The organism is Providencia sp. R33 (assembly GCF_019343475.1).
Classification (GTDB): Bacteria; Pseudomonadota; Gammaproteobacteria; order Enterobacterales; family Enterobacteriaceae; genus Providencia.
Genome location: NZ_CP072453.1, coordinates 1,148,273 through 1,166,072, shown reverse-complemented (window position 1 = coordinate 1,166,072; position 17,800 = coordinate 1,148,273). Strand labels below are relative to the sequence as shown.

The 17,800-nt window shown below is 37.7% G+C and carries 21 protein-coding genes; 10 read left to right on the top strand and 11 right to left on the bottom strand.

Annotation, left to right across the window (positions count from 1 at the left end):
- Positions 1-88: 88 nt before the first annotated feature.
- Both J6836_RS05360 and J6836_RS05355 read right to left on the bottom strand, forming a co-directional pair.
- Complete coding sequence (locus tag J6836_RS05360) at positions 89-955, bottom strand: YjjW family glycine radical enzyme activase (RefSeq protein ID WP_219247475.1); 867 nt, start codon at positions 953-955, stop codon at positions 89-91.
- On the bottom strand, positions 927-2,483 hold the full coding sequence (locus tag J6836_RS05355) for a YjjI family glycine radical enzyme (protein ID WP_255586328.1): 1,557 nt from the start codon (positions 2,481-2,483) through the stop codon (positions 927-929). The genes J6836_RS05360 and J6836_RS05355 overlap by 29 nt, the downstream gene beginning before the upstream one ends.
- 515 nt (positions 2,484-2,998) lie before the next feature.
- Here J6836_RS05355 and pagP point away from each other — a divergent pair.
- Positions 2,999-3,574 carry a lipid IV(A) palmitoyltransferase PagP gene (gene pagP, locus J6836_RS05350; protein ID WP_219247472.1) on the top strand — a complete coding sequence of 192 codons (576 nt, stop codon included), beginning with the start codon at positions 2,999-3,001 and terminating at the stop codon, positions 3,572-3,574.
- Positions 3,575-3,637: 63 nt separating this feature from the next.
- Here the strand turns inward: pagP and J6836_RS05345 are convergent, their stop codons facing one another.
- Both J6836_RS05345 and mgrB read right to left on the bottom strand, forming a co-directional pair.
- Entirely contained in the window at positions 3,638-5,011 is a 1,374-nt protein-coding gene (locus J6836_RS05345) for an amino acid permease (protein WP_219247470.1), read from the bottom strand.
- A 231-nt stretch (positions 5,012-5,242) separates the two neighbouring features.
- Complete coding sequence (gene mgrB, locus J6836_RS23325) at positions 5,243-5,377, bottom strand: PhoP/PhoQ regulator MgrB (RefSeq protein WP_442959471.1); 135 nt, start codon at positions 5,375-5,377, stop codon at positions 5,243-5,245.
- Positions 5,378-5,723: 346 nt separating this feature from the next.
- Between mgrB and J6836_RS05335 the strand changes: the two genes are divergently transcribed.
- Both J6836_RS05335 and yidA read left to right on the top strand, forming a co-directional pair.
- Positions 5,724-6,107: a helix-turn-helix domain-containing protein gene (locus J6836_RS05335; protein WP_219247465.1), complete on the top strand. Its 384-nt coding sequence runs from the start codon at positions 5,724-5,726 to the stop codon at positions 6,105-6,107.
- A 227-nt stretch (positions 6,108-6,334) separates the two neighbouring features.
- On the top strand, positions 6,335-7,147 hold the full coding sequence (yidA, locus tag J6836_RS05330; protein ID WP_219247463.1) for a sugar-phosphatase: 813 nt from the start codon (positions 6,335-6,337) through the stop codon (positions 7,145-7,147).
- A 50-nt stretch (positions 7,148-7,197) separates the two neighbouring features.
- Here yidA and yddG read toward each other — a convergent pair whose 3' ends face one another.
- Both yddG and J6836_RS05320 read right to left on the bottom strand, forming a co-directional pair.
- On the bottom strand, positions 7,198-8,094 hold the full coding sequence (yddG, locus tag J6836_RS05325) for an aromatic amino acid DMT transporter YddG (RefSeq protein ID WP_219247461.1): 897 nt from the start codon (positions 8,092-8,094) through the stop codon (positions 7,198-7,200).
- Between the two features lie 163 nt (positions 8,095-8,257).
- Entirely contained in the window at positions 8,258-9,718 is a 1,461-nt protein-coding gene (locus J6836_RS05320) for an alanine/glycine:cation symporter family protein (protein WP_219247460.1), read from the bottom strand.
- Between the two features lie 600 nt (positions 9,719-10,318).
- Between J6836_RS05320 and J6836_RS05315 the strand changes: the two genes are divergently transcribed.
- Together J6836_RS05315 and J6836_RS05310 are read left to right on the top strand one after the other, a co-directional pair.
- Positions 10,319-10,570 (top strand): DinI family protein, encoded by a 252-nt coding sequence (locus J6836_RS05315; RefSeq protein WP_219247458.1) that lies wholly within the window; start codon positions 10,319-10,321, stop codon positions 10,568-10,570.
- Positions 10,571-10,936: 366 nt separating this feature from the next.
- Positions 10,937-11,308 carry a hypothetical protein gene (locus tag J6836_RS05310; protein ID WP_255586327.1) on the top strand — a complete coding sequence of 124 codons (372 nt, stop codon included), beginning with the start codon at positions 10,937-10,939 and terminating at the stop codon, positions 11,306-11,308.
- Between the two features lie 61 nt (positions 11,309-11,369).
- Here J6836_RS05310 and J6836_RS05305 read toward each other — a convergent pair whose 3' ends face one another.
- Positions 11,370-11,741, bottom strand: a complete 372-nt coding sequence (locus J6836_RS05305) for a hypothetical protein (RefSeq protein ID WP_219247454.1) — start codon at positions 11,739-11,741, stop codon at positions 11,370-11,372.
- 279 nt (positions 11,742-12,020) lie between these two features.
- On the opposite strand from J6836_RS05305, the gene J6836_RS05300 reads away from it, so the two are divergent.
- Together J6836_RS05300 and J6836_RS05295 are read left to right on the top strand one after the other, a co-directional pair.
- Positions 12,021-12,245 (top strand): HEAT repeat domain-containing protein, encoded by a 225-nt coding sequence (locus J6836_RS05300; protein WP_219247452.1) that lies wholly within the window; start codon positions 12,021-12,023, stop codon positions 12,243-12,245.
- Between the two features lie 165 nt (positions 12,246-12,410).
- Positions 12,411-12,764 (top strand): hypothetical protein, encoded by a 354-nt coding sequence (locus J6836_RS05295; protein ID WP_219247451.1) that lies wholly within the window; start codon positions 12,411-12,413, stop codon positions 12,762-12,764.
- A 53-nt stretch (positions 12,765-12,817) separates the two neighbouring features.
- Here the strand turns inward: J6836_RS05295 and J6836_RS05290 are convergent, their stop codons facing one another.
- Positions 12,818-13,321, bottom strand: coding sequence for a DUF1543 domain-containing protein (locus tag J6836_RS05290; protein ID WP_219247449.1), 504 nt, complete (start codon positions 13,319-13,321; stop codon positions 12,818-12,820).
- Positions 13,322-13,589: 268 nt separating this feature from the next.
- On the opposite strand from J6836_RS05290, the gene J6836_RS05285 reads away from it, so the two are divergent.
- A complete protein-coding gene (locus J6836_RS05285; protein WP_219247447.1) occupies positions 13,590-14,741 on the top strand; it encodes a pyridoxal phosphate-dependent aminotransferase in 1,152 nt (383 codons plus the stop codon).
- A gap of 58 nt (positions 14,742-14,799) precedes the next feature.
- Here J6836_RS05285 and J6836_RS05280 read toward each other — a convergent pair whose 3' ends face one another.
- Entirely contained in the window at positions 14,800-15,144 is a 345-nt protein-coding gene (locus tag J6836_RS05280; protein ID WP_219247445.1) for a DMT family protein, read from the bottom strand.
- Between the two features lie 115 nt (positions 15,145-15,259).
- Between J6836_RS05280 and J6836_RS05275 the strand changes: the two genes are divergently transcribed.
- The gene (locus J6836_RS05275; RefSeq protein ID WP_219247443.1) at positions 15,260-15,751 is read left to right on the top strand and encodes an N-acetyltransferase; all 492 of its coding nucleotides are present in this window, start codon (positions 15,260-15,262) and stop codon (positions 15,749-15,751) included.
- Between the two features lie 64 nt (positions 15,752-15,815).
- Positions 15,816-16,598, top strand: coding sequence for a class I SAM-dependent methyltransferase (locus tag J6836_RS05270; protein ID WP_219247441.1), 783 nt, complete (start codon positions 15,816-15,818; stop codon positions 16,596-16,598).
- A 57-nt stretch (positions 16,599-16,655) separates the two neighbouring features.
- Here the strand turns inward: J6836_RS05270 and J6836_RS05265 are convergent, their stop codons facing one another.
- Both J6836_RS05265 and J6836_RS05260 read right to left on the bottom strand, forming a co-directional pair.
- Entirely contained in the window at positions 16,656-17,057 is a 402-nt protein-coding gene (locus tag J6836_RS05265; RefSeq protein WP_219247439.1) for a hypothetical protein, read from the bottom strand.
- A gap of 161 nt (positions 17,058-17,218) precedes the next feature.
- Positions 17,219-17,557: a GlpM family protein gene (locus J6836_RS05260; RefSeq protein WP_219247437.1), complete on the bottom strand. Its 339-nt coding sequence runs from the start codon at positions 17,555-17,557 to the stop codon at positions 17,219-17,221.
- Between the last annotated feature and the right edge of the window lie 243 nt (positions 17,558-17,800).

Below are 17,800 nucleotides of genomic sequence, written 5' to 3'. Positions count from 1 at the left end.
CATTTAACAAATGCCAGCGGTTAGTGAATGAATTTTAATGACTTAGTCATTTAAAGTCGTGATTTTCTATTGAAAGGGTTAGCATGCCTTATAAATAAACATTGGGTAAATGAATGTTATCAACGCCACGCTCACGCAACTGAGCCGCAAATGCCTCTACATCAGTTTGGGTTGCTGCCGGCCAATTTGCCGCTTCATTTTTAACACCATGCTGCTGAAATGCATTAATTTTTATTCGTGTTGTCGATGGCAATGAATTGAGTAATTCCGCCAGCGCATCAATGTGTTTTTGATAGTCGGTTTGCTGCGGAATATACAATAAGCGCAGTTCGTATAATTTCCCTGCATTTGCTAATAATTGAATTGTTTCAAAAACGCGCTGGTTATCTTTTCCCGTTAACCGCAGTGCGTATTCATCGCTCCAGGCTTTTAAATCGATCATCACCCCGTCGGTATAGTCTATTACTCGCTTCCACCCTGCTTTTGCAAGATGACCGTTGCTATCAATAAAGCAAGTTAAATGGTTAAGTGTTGGCGATGCCTTGATGGCTTTAAATAAATCAACAATAAAGGGAAGCTGAGTTGTTGCTTCCCCACCGCTTATCGTCACACCATTTAAAAACATCACGTTTTTATTCAAACTACTGATGGCCTCGCTCACACTGAGCGGCGTTGTCATTGGGCTTGAATTTTTTGTGCAGGTTTGCAGGCACGTATCACAAAGCTGGCAAGCCATATTGTCCCAAATGACTTTGCCATCCACCATTGATAAGCCCCCGTGGGGACAGGTAACCACACAGTCCCCACAGTCATCGCACAGCGCCATGGTATATGGATTATGGCAATTCAAACAACGCAAATTGCAGCCTTGCAAGAAAATCACTTGCCGGTTCCCCGGCCCATCCACACATGAGAACGGAATGATTTTATTCAGCGTAGCGCATCGATTGCTCATGGCTAATCACTCGTTGTTGCCGTGCTGTAATCTTGCAATTTTTTGTCGCTTCTTCCCCTAACCACGTGGTATTACTTCTCGACCCTTCCGCCTTGAATTTTTCAATATCGGACAAACGCACCATATACCCAGTGACACGTACTAAATCGTTGCTGGCCACATTTGCCGTAAACTCACGCATACCACAGCTAAATGCCCCTTTACACAACTGTAAGAGCGCTTGCGGGTTTTGCTTGATGGTTTCATCGATAGTTAAGATATCGCTGATCCCAGATAAGTAATATTTATGATGTGGCGCGACAGCTTGAATATGCGAAACGGGGTCAGGCTCTTCTCCATAAGGCAAACGTGCACCTGGCGTTGTGCCAATGTCTGAGCTGATCCCTGACTGTGCATGCAGCATCGCCCGTTGTTTATAACCATATTTAACAGGGGTTGCCTCAACGTAATCCGCCAGTTGTTCACTGATTTGGTAAGATAACGGCAAGGCTGGAGAATTAGGTTCATAGTGGCCTTTCATCCCATCTTTTTCCATTAACAGATTGACGGCTTCCGCTAAACCAAAAATACCAAACATCGGTGCAAAACGCTGCGGTTCAATCAACCCTTCATGCACAAGGAAACTGGTTTGAAAGAAGTTAGACTCTTCAAATAAAAACGCACTGCGCGTTTCGATGAGCTCCATTTGTAAATCACAATATTTTTTCAGTTGATTTTGTAGGAAGTCATCGGAATTTTGGCTGCGTAAAGCCACTTCTCTTAAGTTGATACGCACCAACGTGCTGCCACCACCTGCAACAGGCAAAGAATTATAGCAACTGACAATACCGTAGCCTTGCTCATCAAATGCAGCACTATGTACAAGGTCATTGGCAATATGTGGTTTACTGCATTCACATATATTTTCAATGGCTTGTAAGAAAAGTGACTCAGGGGTTCTTTGCGGGTGATAAACAAACGTGAGGTTTGGTGCAACTTGCTTTAACTCTGCATCAATACGCAAGATCAGACGGCAAATGAGATTATCATCAGGCCCAATGTTGGCATGCATAAACGCATCAGGTAAGGTACGGTCCAACATCACCCAGAAACGTTTTAGCTTCGGATAAAGCTGCTCTTCTGTATACTCCCCCACATAAGGCATTAATATTTTATCAAGATATCCAAGGAAAACGGGGAAACCAGTAACCGAAGGTACATGATTGTAAATAATCATCAAATGATTCAGTGCATCGTCAAAATCTTCCGCAGGTGCTAGCTCTAAGTAGCTAGAGCCCTGCTTAAGAAATTTAGCATAATCAGGTAAAACATAACGGGGCTTATACGGCGCACTCCCTTCATACATGTCGCAAATAACGCGTTCATTTAGTGCTTCTGCTAAAGGCTCACTCATTGCAAGATAGGGAATATGACTTTCTGCCTCAATGGCTAAAAAGTTGGCTTTTTGTCTGGGAGATAATAATTTATCCGTGGCGATGGCCAAACATTTGGCTTGATAATCGGTTAAAGGTTCTTGGCGCTTCATCATAGGAAATTCCTTATTTTTCGGGGTGCGGTCGCACACCTTTGGCAGTCAATACGCCGCCTATAACCTCATTTCATCCCATTGTGCGCTCTCTTTATTTGACTCCAGTCATACTTTTCTGCATTGTTTGCAGAGTTTTTCTCATAAATGTCTACTCGGTCAACATTATTGCTTATCGATTGCTGATGCAATTCACGCATAAAAAACCGCTCTTAACCTAGCAACAATAGCTTTAAATCACCTCATTAACGCTTTTTAGGAAAGTTATACGCCAAAATGACGTGAAACTAGGCTAAGATAATCTTCATCAATGATTGTTATTTGAACATTTTTTACCTGTATAAAATCTGTTACGACAGTCTTATTTAATTATTTTTCTTAACAATCGAATAAATACTGTCATCTTTGGCGTATCTTAATTAAAATAATTCAGCTCATAATTATTATAAAAATGCTAATCTGCTAATCATTAGCGAGCTAATTATCATTTATATCAGCGATAAAGAACTGGATCTTCAATGAGAGTTTATAAAAAAAGACAATGGGTCATCGGTGCCTCAATACTACTGGGCGCTTCCCTTGGCATGTCAACACCTGCACTTGCGCAAGACCAATCAACCAATCTTTGGGATACTTTCAAAGGGAATGTGAGTTCCACTTGGGATTCCGACCAGTATGAACTGTATGTTCCCGCTGTCACATGGCACAACCGTGCAATGTACGACAAAAAGAAAACTGATGAGTACAATGAGCGCCCTTGGGGGATCGGCTTTGGTAAATACCGTTATGATGAAGATAATGACTGGCACGCGATTTATGCCATGGCATTCAAAGATTCACATAATGACTGGGAACCTATTGGTGGCTACGCCTACCAAAAAATGTGGATCCCCGGAGACCTTGATGGTTTTCGTATGGGAGCGGGTTTCACATTAAGTGTCACTGCACGTAAGGATATGTATTACATTCCAATCCCCGCGCCGCTTCCTTTAGTTTCAGTCGAATATGACAGGCTTTCACTTCAAGCAACGTATATTCCTGGAACCTACAATAACGGAAACGTCCTGTTTGCCTGGTTGCGTTGGCAGTGGTAAAAACAGTGTGATACAAAAAAGGCCAGAGATTTTTATCTACTGGCCTTTTTTACGCGTTTAATTCTAGCTTTGTTGGCGTTTTGCTAGTTCTTGTTTCTTCGCACCAGAGAATTGATAACCAATCCACAGTACGCCGATCCACACAGGGATCATCAGAACAGAAACACGTAATCCATCCATGGTAAGAATAATACCTAAGATTAACAGCAGGAATGCTAAGCACAGGTAGTTACCAAACGGGTACCAAATACTCTTAAATTTGGTAGCTATACCTTGTTTATTCATTGCAGCTCTGAACTTCAAGTTTGAAACGCAAATCATAATCCAGTTCAATACCAACGTGGTGACGACTAAGGACATCAATAATTCGAATGCCTTTCCTTCCATCACAAAGCTAATCAGTATCCCACCTGACGTTGCAATACCAGAAACCAGTAATGCCATAACAGGGACACCACCTTTGTTCACTTTAGATAAAAATTTCGGTGCGTTATTTTGCTGAGCCAAACCAAATAACATACGGCTTGTTGCGTAAGCGCCACTGTTATAGACAGAAAGAGCCGCAACCAAAATCACAAAGTTTAAGGTATTCGCAACCAGCAAGTCGCCTAACTCATGGAAAATCAAGACAAATGGACTTGTTTTACCATCGAGATCAACCCACGGATAAAGCGCCAACAGGACAGCAAGTGAACCGATATAGAAAATCAAGATACGGTAAACAACTTGGTTGATAGCTTTTGGAATGCTTTTCTCAGGATCTTCCGCTTCAGCCGCCGTGATCCCCACTAGCTCTAAACCACCAAACGAGAACATGATAATAGCAAGCGCCATCAGAAGCCCGTGGAAGTCCTTCGCAAAAAAGCCACCATATTCCCACAAGTTACTGACTTTAGCCTGTGGCCCACCATGGCCACTTAGCAGAAGATAGCAACCAAAGATAATCATGGCGACAACGGCAACAACTTTAATTAATGCAAACCAAAATTCGGTTTCACCGTAAGAACGAACATTAATCAAGTTTACCGCATTAACGGCAATAAAAAATATGACCGCAGATACCCAAATTGGTAGCTCTGGCCACCAATGTTGCATGTATTTCCCAGCGGCAGTTAATTCTGTCATGCCGACGAGGATAAACATAAACCAGTAGTTCCAGCCGGATAAAAAGCCCGCAAAACCACCCCAGTATTTAAAAGCGAAATGACTAAAAGAACCCGCAACAGGCTCTTGTACAATCATCTCGCCCAATTGACGCATAATCAGAAAGGCGATAACGCCACACAATGCATAACCTAACAGAACAGATGGCCCTGCCATTTGTATGGTTGTTGCAATTCCAAGGAACAAGCCTGTACCAACAGCGCCCCCCAATGCAATCAACTGGATATGCCTATTTTTCAATCCCCGCTTTAGCATTTGCTGCTCTTGCGCCATAACTTTACCCTTTCGTCCTATTACTTGCTTTTTATCGTCCAAAATTATAATAATCGGACAAGTTTATTTGAATTTTCTTATTAAAACCACATTCTTATGATGCTGTTTTTGCATTTTAAATGCCCAAGAGCATTTTTCATTTATTGCTTTTATTTATTCGTATATTACGCATTGATACTGAATAATTATTATCGCGCTTCAATATCAAGTATTGCGCATTAAAAAGCAAATTCAAAATGGTAACAAGTCGGTTACACGGCAAATTCCAAAAATAAAATTATCGCCTCCCTGATCGCAAACGCTATCCATGGCAAGCAAGTACAGAAATAGGCAAACAAGCAAAACACTAACTGTGATAACAATGATACGACCTAACACCCGGCATTCCTTCACAATAACAAAGATGATTTTTATTTTTCAAATGATTACAATACTTATGCCCTGTCATTTTATGACCGTGCATTTTAATTGCATTGCAGGTAAATTTTCGATTAGCGAATAGTACGCCAATCCATTCCGTGAAATTTGAGGAAAATAAGCAATTGGCTCATCTTTACAATAATTGAGCTTATTTTAAGCGCTATCCTTCGTTAACTTATTCTGTTTGTGCTTTTTTTATTCAAAAAACAGTGAATATCGCACAACCAGCCTTTGTCATGGGGAAATGAAGTTGTGTATACTTCAGCTACCGTAAAACAAGAAATTATTTGAGATGCCACAAGATAATCACTTAGCACTTGTCTATGCGTTGAGTAAATGGATAGAAGAACATCTGGGTCGAGTCATACATCTGGAAGAGCTCGCAGCCTATTCAGGCTACTCACTTTGGCATATGCAAAAAATATTCAAAGAAGTCACTGGGATTTCCTTGGGAAAATACATTCGCCAACGCCGTTTAGCTGGCGCCGTTAATTTGCTACGCAATAGTAACCAAACTATCTTCGATATTGCCCTCGATTTTGGTTTTGGTTCTCAATCTCACTTTACCTATATGTTCCGTAAGGAGTATGGCATTACGCCATTTGATTTTAGGCAAAATGACCAAATCCAACTTGATATCAAAGAGCCGCTGCATTTAACTCGAGAGTATGAGTGAGCATGTGTTAATCACATTAATATTTTGAATTTACTCATTAATGTTCTAACACATTATCATTTCACCCCATCATCACGCACAATGCTTTTGAACAGTCGCTGGAAACATGCGCTGTTCAAGGCTGTTTTTTATCCTCCATTATCTGATTTATACCCACTTAGATAATTTACATTACGAATAATTAGAGTAAGGTACTGTGGTAATGTATTAATTTCAGGAGGCAGTGGATGTCTATCAAACTGGTTGCTATTGATTTAGATGGCACATTACTCAATCCCCAACATCAAATATCCCCCGCAGTTAAAGATGCCGTCATACAAGCCAGTCAAAAAGGGGTTTATGTCGTACTCGCATCAGGGCGCCCCTTTTCAGGGATCGCTCCTTACCTTAAAGAGTTAGGTCTAGATACCGCTAATAATTATTGTATTAGTAACAATGGCAGTGTTATCCACCAAGCGAGCGATGGTAGCCATTTAGTAGAAACGCCATTAGACTTTGATGACTTTGAATATTTTGAAGAATTAAGCCGAAATGTGGGTATTCACATGCATGCCCTTGCAGATAACACGATGTTTACCGCTAATCGTCATATTAGCCACTACACCGTAATGGATGCTTATCTCACCAATACACCACTGGTATATTGCCCTGCCAATGAGATGGACCGTTCCCTTGCCTTCACAAAATTTATGATGATTGACCACCCAGAAACATTGGAAATGGGTATCAGTTATATTCCTGAAAATGTCTTCGAAAATTATGCACTGACGAGAACCAGCCCTTACTTTCTTGAAATATCCAATAAAGCGGCTAATAAAGGTGCAGCACTTCAGATAATCTGTGAAAAATTGGGGCTAACCCCTGATAAAGTCATGAGCATTGGCGACCAAAATAATGATATCCAAATGCTGCAATATGCCAGTGTTTGTGTTGCGATGGGAAATGCTGTAGAGCCTATACGTAAAATGGCGAAATTTATCACCGGTACGAATGAAGAAGATGGTGTTGCTATCGCCATTAATAAATTTATTAATGTCTAACTCATAAACCAGCTGGAAAACAGCCCATTTACTTGAGCTGTTTTCGCGCTTTATTTAACCTGTTTTTGCCTTGTTGCAAGAAAACAGACAATTGAACCAATGGTGACCATTAAAACCCCTTGCCAGAAGCCCAATGTCAATGCTGTGCTTAATAATACGGAAGCAAATGCCGTTGAAATAACAGGGGTGAAATATGAGAGTGTGCCCAAAAAGGCGACATTTCCTTTGATGACAGCGAAAGTCCACAATGCATTCGCACCACCTGTCGCAATAGCAGCGATAAGTAATAAAGTCAGGCTATTTGGCGTAATGTTAAATTCACTAGGCGCACTAAATAAATAAAGAACCCACAACCCTATTGCTGTCATAATAAAAAAGAGCACCATTCCATTATGACCACCTGAAATACGTTTCGTCACATTACTATAAAATGACCAAAAAATCGCGCCGATAAAGGCGAGAAAATAACAAAGTGGATTACTTTGAATATTGGCTAAAATAGACTCAATAGAAAGTGGTTGATCGCCAGAAATAACCCAGACAAGCCCCATAAACGCAAGGACTAACCCTATAGCAAGTAATAGGGTAAAACGCTGACGATTAAAAAAAACGGCTAATGCGATGGTAAAACTTGGCCATAAATAATTCACCATTCCCAGCTCAATAGCTTGCTGTCGGTTATTGGCTAAACCGAGTGCGAGCACAAAACATATTTCATAACTGACGAATAACAATGTCCCCCAAAATAAATAACGTTTAGGGTATTGCTTTATCTTTGGGAAGCCCATTGCCAAAACTAAAACAATTGAACCAATGGTATACACTAATGCCGCACCGCCTACAGGGCCGAAGTTTTCACTAACACTGCGGATCAATCCAACCATAGTGCTCCACAGTAAGATAGAAATAACCCCATACAGTGTCGCTGCGTATTGACCTAGTTTCATTATTTTCTCTGCCAGTTAATTTTTAAAAAATACGCCTAATAAACAAACTATTATTCTTTTAAAAAACCTTATAGCTCAACACATTGGAATGCAAGTACTTTTCTCTACATAAAAAAATTCCTAGGCTTTAACCTAAGAATTTTATGATTTAATATCGTTTTAATTAATGGGAGCTTTCTTTTTCAACCCATTTTTCGACCTGCTCTTTTTCCCAAATCCCTTCTTCAAATTGTTTTTTCAATTCTGGATGTTGGTTAATATCGAATGTAGGAATTTTCCCCGCCGCTAATTGTTGGTTGTAATCTTTAGCTAATTTGAATGCGATCCCCGATAATAGAAGAATTGCAATAAGGTTCGTCACGGCCATTAACCCCATAGATAAATCAGCTAACTTCCAAATAAATGGCATTTCCGCTAATGCGCCAAACATCACCATACCAAGCGCCGCTAAACGAAAAATAAATAACCCAGCAGTGTGGTTATTTTCTAAAAAGATCATATTACTTTCAGCGTAAGCATAGTTCGCAATTATTGATGTAAAAGCAAAGAAAAAGATCGCAATTGCAATAAATGAGCTTCCCCAGCTCCCTACTGCTGATGACAATGCTAATTGCGTTAATTCGATACCATTGATTTTATCAACTCCACTATCTAATACCCCAGACGATAAAATAATAATGGCAGTCGCACTACAGATAACAATCGTATCCATAAAAACCCCAAGCATTTGAACATACCCTTGGGAAGCTGGATGAGGCGGATAAGGAGACGCAGAAGCCGCTGCATTCGGTGCGGATCCCATTCCCGCTTCATTAGAGAATAAACCTCGCTGAATGCCCTGAGTCATCGCCTGAGCAACCCCATAGCCTACAGCGCCCCCTGCGGCTTCTTGTAGCCCAAAAGCATTACGGATAATCATCATAAAAACGTCTGGTAAACGTTCGATGTGGTGACCAACAACCCAGAAAGCTAACAGCAAATAAGCAAGCGCCATAATAGGTACAACGAGCTCAGCCACTTTTGCTATTGATTTTAATCCACCAAAAATAATGACGCCACTAAGAATAACTAAGCCAATACCGACATAAAGTGGATTGAAGTCAAAAGCAGCTGCAGTCGCTTGGGCAATTGAGTTAGCTTGAACAGCGTTAAATACTAACCCAAATGCGATAATGAGGAAAATAGAAAAAAGAACACCCATCCAACGTTGATTTAAGCCTTTTTGCATATAATATGAAGGCCCACCACGGTAATTCCCTTGGTCATCTTTTGTTTTATACAGCTGTGCTAATGTGCATTCAACAAACGACGTCGCCATTCCAAGCAATGCCACAACCCACATCCAAAATATTGCGCCAGGCCCTCCCGCAGTTAATGCGATAGCGACCCCCGTTAAGTTTCCTGTACCAACACGCGCTGCTAAACTGGTACATAACGCTTGAAATGAAGAAATCCCTGCGCTATCAGATTGTTTGCTATTTTTCAGGATACCAAACATATGGCCAAAATGCCTGATTTGAATAAAACCCGAACGAATTGTAAAATATAGCCCTGCGCCAAGTAATAAATAAATAAGCAGCGAACCCCAAATAATATTCGTTAATGAATTTATAAATTCTATCAAATTACTCTCCTTTTTTATTAAATCAACTAACGTAAATAGTTAGTCATTAATCTTGCTCCATATCAGCCAAACATTTTAATATAACGACTAAAGGACAAAAAAACATACAACCAATTTACAAACATATCGATTTCTGAAATTATATTTTTTTATCTTTAATGTAAATTCATTTTTCTTATCACTAAAAACCAATCTCTAAAAATACAAACGAAAAACAATCCCATTAAACATAGACGATTTAAAATAAGCATAAAAATCAACACATTACATAAATACAAAATTAATTCGAAATTAAAAAATCAATCGTTTGATTTTTAGCTACTTTTTTAAACTAATAAACATATAAATTAATGATTAATCTTAATTCATTACTTAAAATCAAAATAAAAAACATCATTAAAAAATAATCCTTAAATTAAATTTAAACTATGAGCGACAATAAATTTTAATTTAAATTAAATATAGTAATAGTCCGTTATTTAAAATAAAAATCATCACATCAAAATATCACATTATGATAGTCATAAAATGAATGTTGATTATGCTTTATGATAACAATACACTGAGCGCAAATTTGCTTTATTAACAAGAGGCTTACACATGGAAATTAATATCAAAGTATCCGATGATTCAATTGAACAGCTCCCAGCTAAAATTTATGATACTTTCTGTGCTGAATTAAAAGCACGAGTTTTAGAAGTGTACCCAAGCAGCAACCTATTGATTACACATGATAGCGGACCAACAACTTTCACAACAAAAGGCTTCCATAATGACAATGAAGCTCATATCGTTTTACATGAGCTTGTTGAGGATGTTTTAAAACATGGTCACTGGCTTAAAAATCAGTAATCTTTACGTATCTCATGGCTGGCTGCATCATTAAAGTTGCAGTCAGTTATCAATATTGTTAAATCATCACCCTCTTTTACTTCTCTATCTCTAGCTTAAATCCTGATCAAGATCATACTTAGCATGATATTTTTACTCTCTTCACTAAAACTCCTTTACCCCTCATCGTTATATGATAAAGTATATAACGTAATTTTCATTTACATTGCTTTTGCTAATTTATAGCGGCCAGTATTTATACTGGCTCTTTTTTATGAAATGATGCGAAATACAGCACAACTTCCCCGTTTTAGTCCTAATCTGCTATAGTAGTTTCTAGATATTATTTAGAGTAACTATTCATTGAGTGCAAACAGAGGTATGACTATGAAGCGTTTATTACTGGTTCTTTGCCTGTCACCAGCTTTAGCCATGGCAGCCAATGCCCCATTAAATATTAGTGAAACTGCCAAAGATTATTGCGAAATAACGGGTCAAGCGCTAAGCGAAGCATACAGCACTAACAAGAGTAGTAATGACCTAACCCTTGAAGCAATTGCAAAATTGAAAAGTGAAAATGTTGATTTGAAAAAGTTAGAGACTGTTGAAGCCGACCTCCGTCAGAACCTCACTTCTGCTATTGATGCCATTCGCAGTAATAAATCTAAATTTAAAAACAACGCAGAATTCACTAAATCATTAAATGATTCAATCTCAGCGTGTAAAATTCAAACAGAATTACTCCTGAACAAGTCATAATCAAAGCAAATTTTGCCAACGTACTAAAAGAGCGCAACATGCAATTGCGCTCTTTTTCATATCAAGGTGCTTTAGTACATAAATTTTCTATTGAAAATTGCAACTCAGGAGTTTCACTAATAATCAGCTGGCTATGCTCTGAAAACTTCCCCTCTTGCACGCTCACATTAGCTATAAATGGCAGCATCTCATTGTGCGATGCATCTTGATATAAGCCACAAACTCGGTAGCTATTCCCTTCTTTATATTCACTCTTTAATGTAATTCTGACATCCTTGAATGTGACAGAGTCTGGTTGGTTTAATTTCTTCTCGACCAATTGCTTAGCAGCATCCTCAACATCTGAATCACCAATAGTGGTATAAAAATGATAGGCAAAAACGCCCAGCGCTAACAATAAAACGATCAAGAGCTTTGTTTTTAAACGTTTCAAGCGGTCATCCTTCGTACTATGTGTTTACTCAGTATATTATAAAGGCATAATAGCCATCACGGTGAACAAAATGAGCCTTTAAGAACACTACCTTAGTGTTTTTTTCATCCCAACTTTATTATTTAGTCGCGAAGAATATTTTATAATTATCATTATTTATTTTTATTAATATTAGTTGTTTTTATATCATTTTGTTAATCATTGATAAAAAAAACATTTTAAGTTTTACTTTCTAGCTTTATACTTAGCGCACCCCCGTATTTTACCGTCAATTAATTTATGAAAGAAAAAATTGTTAAAAATTTAGTTGAATTAACTTATGGCACAAATAATGATGTTAAAATTGCAGCCATTAATGCATTAGGTGATTATAAGTGTTCCATTGAACAACAACATGCTATCGACCGTTTATTAAACTTATGTGATGATTACAATAAAGATATTGCAGTCGCCTCAATTACCTCACTCAGCAAACTTGCGAAATTTTTCACAGAAAATCAGTAAACTAACGAAAAATTAATTACTTTAACAACTTATTTTCATTGTGAAGAAATAATGAGTTAATATTGCATGAATATTGATTTATTTATTTAGATAAGTAAATCCAGTTGAATTAATTAATTTTGCTGCCAATATAATAATTAATAAATATTCCAAAGGAGATGAAATATGAATATTCTTAAACCATTAATTATTGCGACAAGTTTACTGGCAGCAAGTTTCTCAACATTTGCCTATCACGGAGATGGCTACGGAAATGGTAACGGCTCTTGGCATCGCGGCGGGTACCAAAATCAGCAACAATATAATAATCGCCCTTGTGATAACTATCATAATAATAATAACTACAATAGGCGTCATCAAGGAATGATGCAATATTCAACGTCAATACAAACCAGTCAACCTGAAGAAGCACTTAAAAAAATAATGGCTGATGTTCCTAAAGGTGAAAACGGCAAACAGTATATGGTTAAAGTTGCTGTAGTCGAAATCATACCAAATACACCAGTACAAGCTCAGTAATTGAAAACCCAGGGTAGTGAATACTACCCTGTTGGTTACTTAGCCTATTATCCTTATAATCCAATAGGCTGATAACCTTGCCACTGCGGTATAAAGTGCTCCCCCAGCTTATTTTCTGTAAGGTGAATATAAAAATCACCAACTTGATGTAGTAACACACAGTTATCCACATCTTTCAAATTATCTTTGTGTTGTTGCTGACTATCAACGAGTAGCGTTTTAATCGCTTTTTGCTTCGCTTCTTCTGCTGTTTTTCCAACAAATAAGTCAAACTCATGCAGCTCAGCTAAATGGTTTGGGGCATATCCCCCCACATTCGCAAAATAAAGTTTTTTGTTATTTTTTGAAGGTTCTCTACTCAAAGTAACATCAAACCCATCCGCCCACTGGATAGATGCATAACCATCGATGTGTATTTTATCTTTGTCTCCAAACCATGCTTCTCTCAATGCAGGCCAAGCATCTGTAGGCTTTTCTGCAACAACAAACTGAACATCATGGACTTCAATGTTAGATTTACCGGCGTTACCACCAATATAAAACATAAATAATTTCATTCTGACTCCAATTTAACCACTATCGATATATAGTAAATTACACAGCGATTAAAATTCAACTAATCATTGTTCCTTTTTGTGAAAATAATGATCAAATTCCCACCTATGCTTTTAATTACATTAGGTTAATAGTTATATCGTTTTAGTTAAAAAAACATTAAAAACACAAACAACTGAATAAATAATCATTTTAAATATATAATTATTTACTTTGAGATTATTTTGAGTAATCTAATAAGCTCAAGAATAATAATTTCAGGGAATAATTATGGATCGTCGTTCATTTCTAAAATCCACTTCATTAGTAGCTGGTGGATTAGCGCTAAATACACTTATAAATCAAGCTTCTGCTAATACAGCATCGGTACAGCTACCAGATACTAAGCATCCGCTATTACTCAATTTTAATGAGAACTCATTAGGGATGTCCCCAAAAGCGAAAGACGCCATTATCGCTGCTTTACCAAATTCATTTCGCTACCCTGACGATGCTCGAGCTGAATTAATCACCAATATTGGCTCGCTTTATGATTTATCTGATAAGCATATCAGTATCGGTAATGGTTCATCAGAAACCATCCAAGCTGCTGTAGCCATGTTGGTAAATAAAGCTAAAAGCCAAGGGAGAAAAATTCAACTTGTCACCCCTGACCCTACGTTCAATTATGCTGAACTGTACTCACTTCCACTTGACGTACAAATTACAAAAATCCCTCTAAAAGCAGATTTATCTTTTGACTTAGAAAAAATGGAGAAAGCCGCAAATAATTTTGATGGCCTATCCATGATTTATATCTGTAATCCAAACAACCCAACAGCCATGATCACCCCTCATAGTCAGTTAGACGGATGGATGAGCAAAGCTTCTGATAACCAATTTTTTATTGTTGATGAGGCCTATGCTGAATTTGTCGAAGACCCTAGCTTTATCAGCGCAATAGAATTAGTTAAAAAAGGGCAAAAGAACCTTATTGTTACAAGAACATTTTCAAAAATATTTGCACTCGCGGGGTTACGCGTTGGCTATGGAGTAGCAGCACCAGAAGTTATCACTGCCGTAGACGAATTTTTATCCATTGATAACACAAATACAGCGGGTGCTGTCGCCGCCCTTGCTTCATTGAAAGACAAGGCCTTTATCGCGTACAGCCTTAAATCCAACAATTTGTCACGTAAAATTGTCGAAACAGCACTGAATGAATTGGGATTGGAATATGCACCTTCGCAAGCAAACTTTATTTTTCATAAAGTAAAAGGCGATGTAAAAACTTATAAGCAGCGCATGGCTGATGCCAACGTTATGGTAGGACGAGAGTTCCCTCCTGCTGTAGGCTGGAATCGTTTAACACTTGGAACCCCAGAGGAAATGGAACAATTTGTCACGGTTCTAAAAGAATTCCATAAAAAAGGTTGGGCATAATCCCCTGTTCCCACGCGACCAAAGTAAAAGGAACAGGCACTAACCTGCTCCTTTTATTTTAAAATGGTCCTTTAAAAATAAAAAATGCCCCCGCAAAAATGAGGGTAAAACCTATAATATGGTTAACAGTTATGCTCTCTCCCAGATATAAAACTGAAAAAAGCACAAACACACAGAGTGTAATAACTTCCTGCATTGTTTTTAATTCTGCTGCACTGTAAAACTGATGTCCCAATCGGTTAGCTGGCACAGCAAAGCAATATTCAACAAAAGCAATTAACCAACTAAAAAACACCACTACATATAACGGTTTTGTCGTAAACTTTAAATGTCCATACCAAGCAAACATCATAAAGACATTTGAAATCACAAGTAAAAATACAGGGTATAATTTTGCTAGCATTTTTTTTCATCGTAAGAAGATAATTAACATTATTATGAAATTAAACAATCACAATTTCAATGAGGTATATTATTCATTATAAAAATCATTTTTATTCAGTTAAATGGAGTGCTAAATGCTTATTCAATATCGTTTAATGGACCTTGCAGATAGTCCTAAAGTCGCTCATTTGTTACAAGCTAATGCGCCATCTAACCACGGTGAACTTCTCGGTGAGTTTCCACTTCCTAAGGTAGAAGCTATTTTTAAAGGAAGCTCAGGAACCATTATCGCCTACACACCTCAAGACGTTATCGGTGTTGTTTTCAGTTTTAATCCGTTATCTTCCACACTCCCTCCTATTGCCATCTTTATCCTTGAACGCTTTCCAGACCTTATCAAAGAGAACTGGCTTTATGGGCCCGTTTGTATTGATAATGCTTACAGAGGCAAAGATATCCTTAAAAATTTATATGCCAAAATCTGCGCCTTGAATACAGGTAAACCTGTTGCCTTTATTAATACTCAAAACCAACGGTCATTAGCCGCCCACCAAAAATTAGGCATGCATATTGCCACAAATTTTATTTTTGATAATACCGAGTACTATTTAGTGATAGGAAATTAATTTAGTACCATTTAGTACATTTTTTGGTAAACTAAATGAATTACTGTATTAAGGAGTACATTTAATGACGGACTTTCTTTCTGTAAACCAAAAGGCATGGGATAAACAAGCTGAATCACAACAAGCGTGGTCTACACCAGTGGATTCTCAAACCATTTTTGCAGCTAAACAAGGCAACTGGCAAGTTCATCTTACCCCTAGCCCTGTTTCAAAAGATTGGTTAGGTGACATTAATGGAAAAAAAATTCTTTGCCTTGCATCGGGTGGTGGCCAGCAAGCTCCTGTATTAGCCGCAGCGGGTGCACACGTTACCGTTTTTGATTTCTCAATAAAACAACTTGAGCAAGATAGAATGGTCGCAGAACGTGACCATTTAACATTAGAAACTGTACAAGGTGATATGCGCTCACTATCCATGTTTGCCAACGAAGAGTTTGATATTATTTTTCACCCTATATCTAACCTGTATGTTCCAGATGTCAATCCTGTTTGGCAAGAATGTCACCGTGTGTTAAAAACAAGTGGAAAATTATTATCTAGCTTTTTTAACCCCATCGTTTTTATTGGTGACCGAGATAAAAAATATTATGAACAAGGTATTATCAAACCAAGTTATACCATGCCATTTTCTGAATTAGATGCTTTATCCGAAGAACAAATTTCACTTAAGAATGAAAAACAAGAAGCCTTTGTATTTGGCCATTCTTTAACTGATTTAATTGGCGGGCAGATTAAAGTAGGATTTCATATTGCAGGTTTTGAGGAAGATTGGCAGCCACATCCACGTTTTGTTGTTGACCATTATTTGCCAACATTCCTATCAACATTAGCCATTAAAATTTGCTAAATATCTTACATTCGTTGGCCAACAATTGGCTAACGAATGTAAATCCTCAGAAATAAGCTACCCATCACGATGGCAATAACGTTCCCAAACAGACTCAAACTGTTCAGGGGGAATAATATCATCTGTCTTTTCCACAAATGGAATTGAAATCATTACTTTGCCTGTTTTATTTTTATGTAACCTAACAATAAATCGCTTATAGCCATGAGGCAATTCATTTTCAAAACCGAAGACTTCACCGCAATAGTACCCTGTTTCCTCACCTTCATCACTTTTTGTGAGCACATAATATTTCACATTCTTGTAGGTTGCAGCAGATGGATATGCCAAGAAGTCTTCAACTGAGCTTCTCACTCTGCTGTCTGTATCTAATTCTGGATCAAGAGTGATTTCTGTCATGATCCCTGCAATGAATGCACACCCAGCAACAAGTAATAAAACTAAAGATCTTAATAACATTTTATAGAGATAACCCGTGAGAAATCATTAAATATTATTATAGTCTATACCGATTGTTTTGCGACCTCAAAGCTAATCAGACAGTTTATTTTTATAGTCTAATAATCTATTCGAAAATATTTTTTTCACCAAAAATTCAACTTAAGTAAACGCCTTCTTTTTTATTGAACAAGCTGCCAAATATAAACCAAAATAGCAGCCGTAATTATCCATATTATTGTTGCTAAGCTCAAACTTCCCCAAGCAGTCATTTTGGTTGCAAATATATAGACCGTGAGTAAATACATCGCATACGGAATTAAGGACCATAATCCAAATAACGCCGTTTTTCTTAATGCTTCAGTACCTTGCTCTTGTACAACAATCACATGTGCAATAAGCGCAAAAGTTGGAAATAAGGGCACCAGTCCAGCAATATAATAGACTTTGCTCCGTGAAAATAAAGCAATGATAAGTACAGCTACAGCACCAATTAGACACTTTAAGAATAATGAAAACATAAGAGTTCAATTCCTTTTTAAATTTAGCCTATTATCATCTCTTACTGCTGAAAAGTTAACCATGTTATTAATTCAAACAACAGTTCAAAAATTTTCTTTCCATTTTGTTAACCATTCCAAGAAATTAAGTAAACATACCTATGTTTCATTCATTTTTATGAACTAAGTCATATTATTGCATATAAAGTATCCATCAAGAGTGCCGATACATTGAATTAGTCCCTACGCCTGATGCTTTCGCGT

Bases quoted from the DNA above. Each gene is read 5' to 3' on its own strand.
- J6836_RS05360 (WP_219247475.1), bottom strand. From the start codon at position 955: ATGAGCAATCGATGCGCTACGCTGAATAAAATCATTCCGTTCTCATGT.
- J6836_RS05355 (WP_255586328.1), bottom strand. From the start codon at position 2,483: ATGATGAAGCGCCAAGAACCTTTAACCGATTATCAAGCCAAATGTTTG.
- pagP (WP_219247472.1), top strand. From the start codon at position 2,999: ATGAGAGTTTATAAAAAAAGACAATGGGTCATCGGTGCCTCAATACTA.
- J6836_RS05345 (WP_219247470.1), bottom strand. From the start codon at position 5,011: ATGGCGCAAGAGCAGCAAATGCTAAAGCGGGGATTGAAAAATAGGCAT.
- J6836_RS05335 (WP_219247465.1), top strand. From the start codon at position 5,724: ATGCCACAAGATAATCACTTAGCACTTGTCTATGCGTTGAGTAAATGG.
- yidA (WP_219247463.1), top strand. From the start codon at position 6,335: ATGTCTATCAAACTGGTTGCTATTGATTTAGATGGCACATTACTCAAT.
- yddG (WP_219247461.1), bottom strand. From the start codon at position 8,094: ATGAAACTAGGTCAATACGCAGCGACACTGTATGGGGTTATTTCTATC.
- J6836_RS05315 (WP_219247458.1), top strand. From the start codon at position 10,319: ATGGAAATTAATATCAAAGTATCCGATGATTCAATTGAACAGCTCCCA.
- J6836_RS05310 (WP_255586327.1), top strand. From the start codon at position 10,937: ATGAAGCGTTTATTACTGGTTCTTTGCCTGTCACCAGCTTTAGCCATG.
- J6836_RS05300 (WP_219247452.1), top strand. From the start codon at position 12,021: ATGAAAGAAAAAATTGTTAAAAATTTAGTTGAATTAACTTATGGCACA.
- J6836_RS05295 (WP_219247451.1), top strand. From the start codon at position 12,411: ATGAATATTCTTAAACCATTAATTATTGCGACAAGTTTACTGGCAGCA.
- J6836_RS05290 (WP_219247449.1), bottom strand. From the start codon at position 13,321: ATGAAATTATTTATGTTTTATATTGGTGGTAACGCCGGTAAATCTAAC.
- J6836_RS05285 (WP_219247447.1), top strand. From the start codon at position 13,590: ATGGATCGTCGTTCATTTCTAAAATCCACTTCATTAGTAGCTGGTGGA.
- J6836_RS05280 (WP_219247445.1), bottom strand. From the start codon at position 15,144: ATGCTAGCAAAATTATACCCTGTATTTTTACTTGTGATTTCAAATGTC.
- J6836_RS05275 (WP_219247443.1), top strand. From the start codon at position 15,260: ATGCTTATTCAATATCGTTTAATGGACCTTGCAGATAGTCCTAAAGTC.
- J6836_RS05270 (WP_219247441.1), top strand. From the start codon at position 15,816: ATGACGGACTTTCTTTCTGTAAACCAAAAGGCATGGGATAAACAAGCT.
- J6836_RS05265 (WP_219247439.1), bottom strand. From the start codon at position 17,057: ATGTTATTAAGATCTTTAGTTTTATTACTTGTTGCTGGGTGTGCATTC.
- J6836_RS05260 (WP_219247437.1), bottom strand. From the start codon at position 17,557: ATGTTTTCATTATTCTTAAAGTGTCTAATTGGTGCTGTAGCTGTACTT.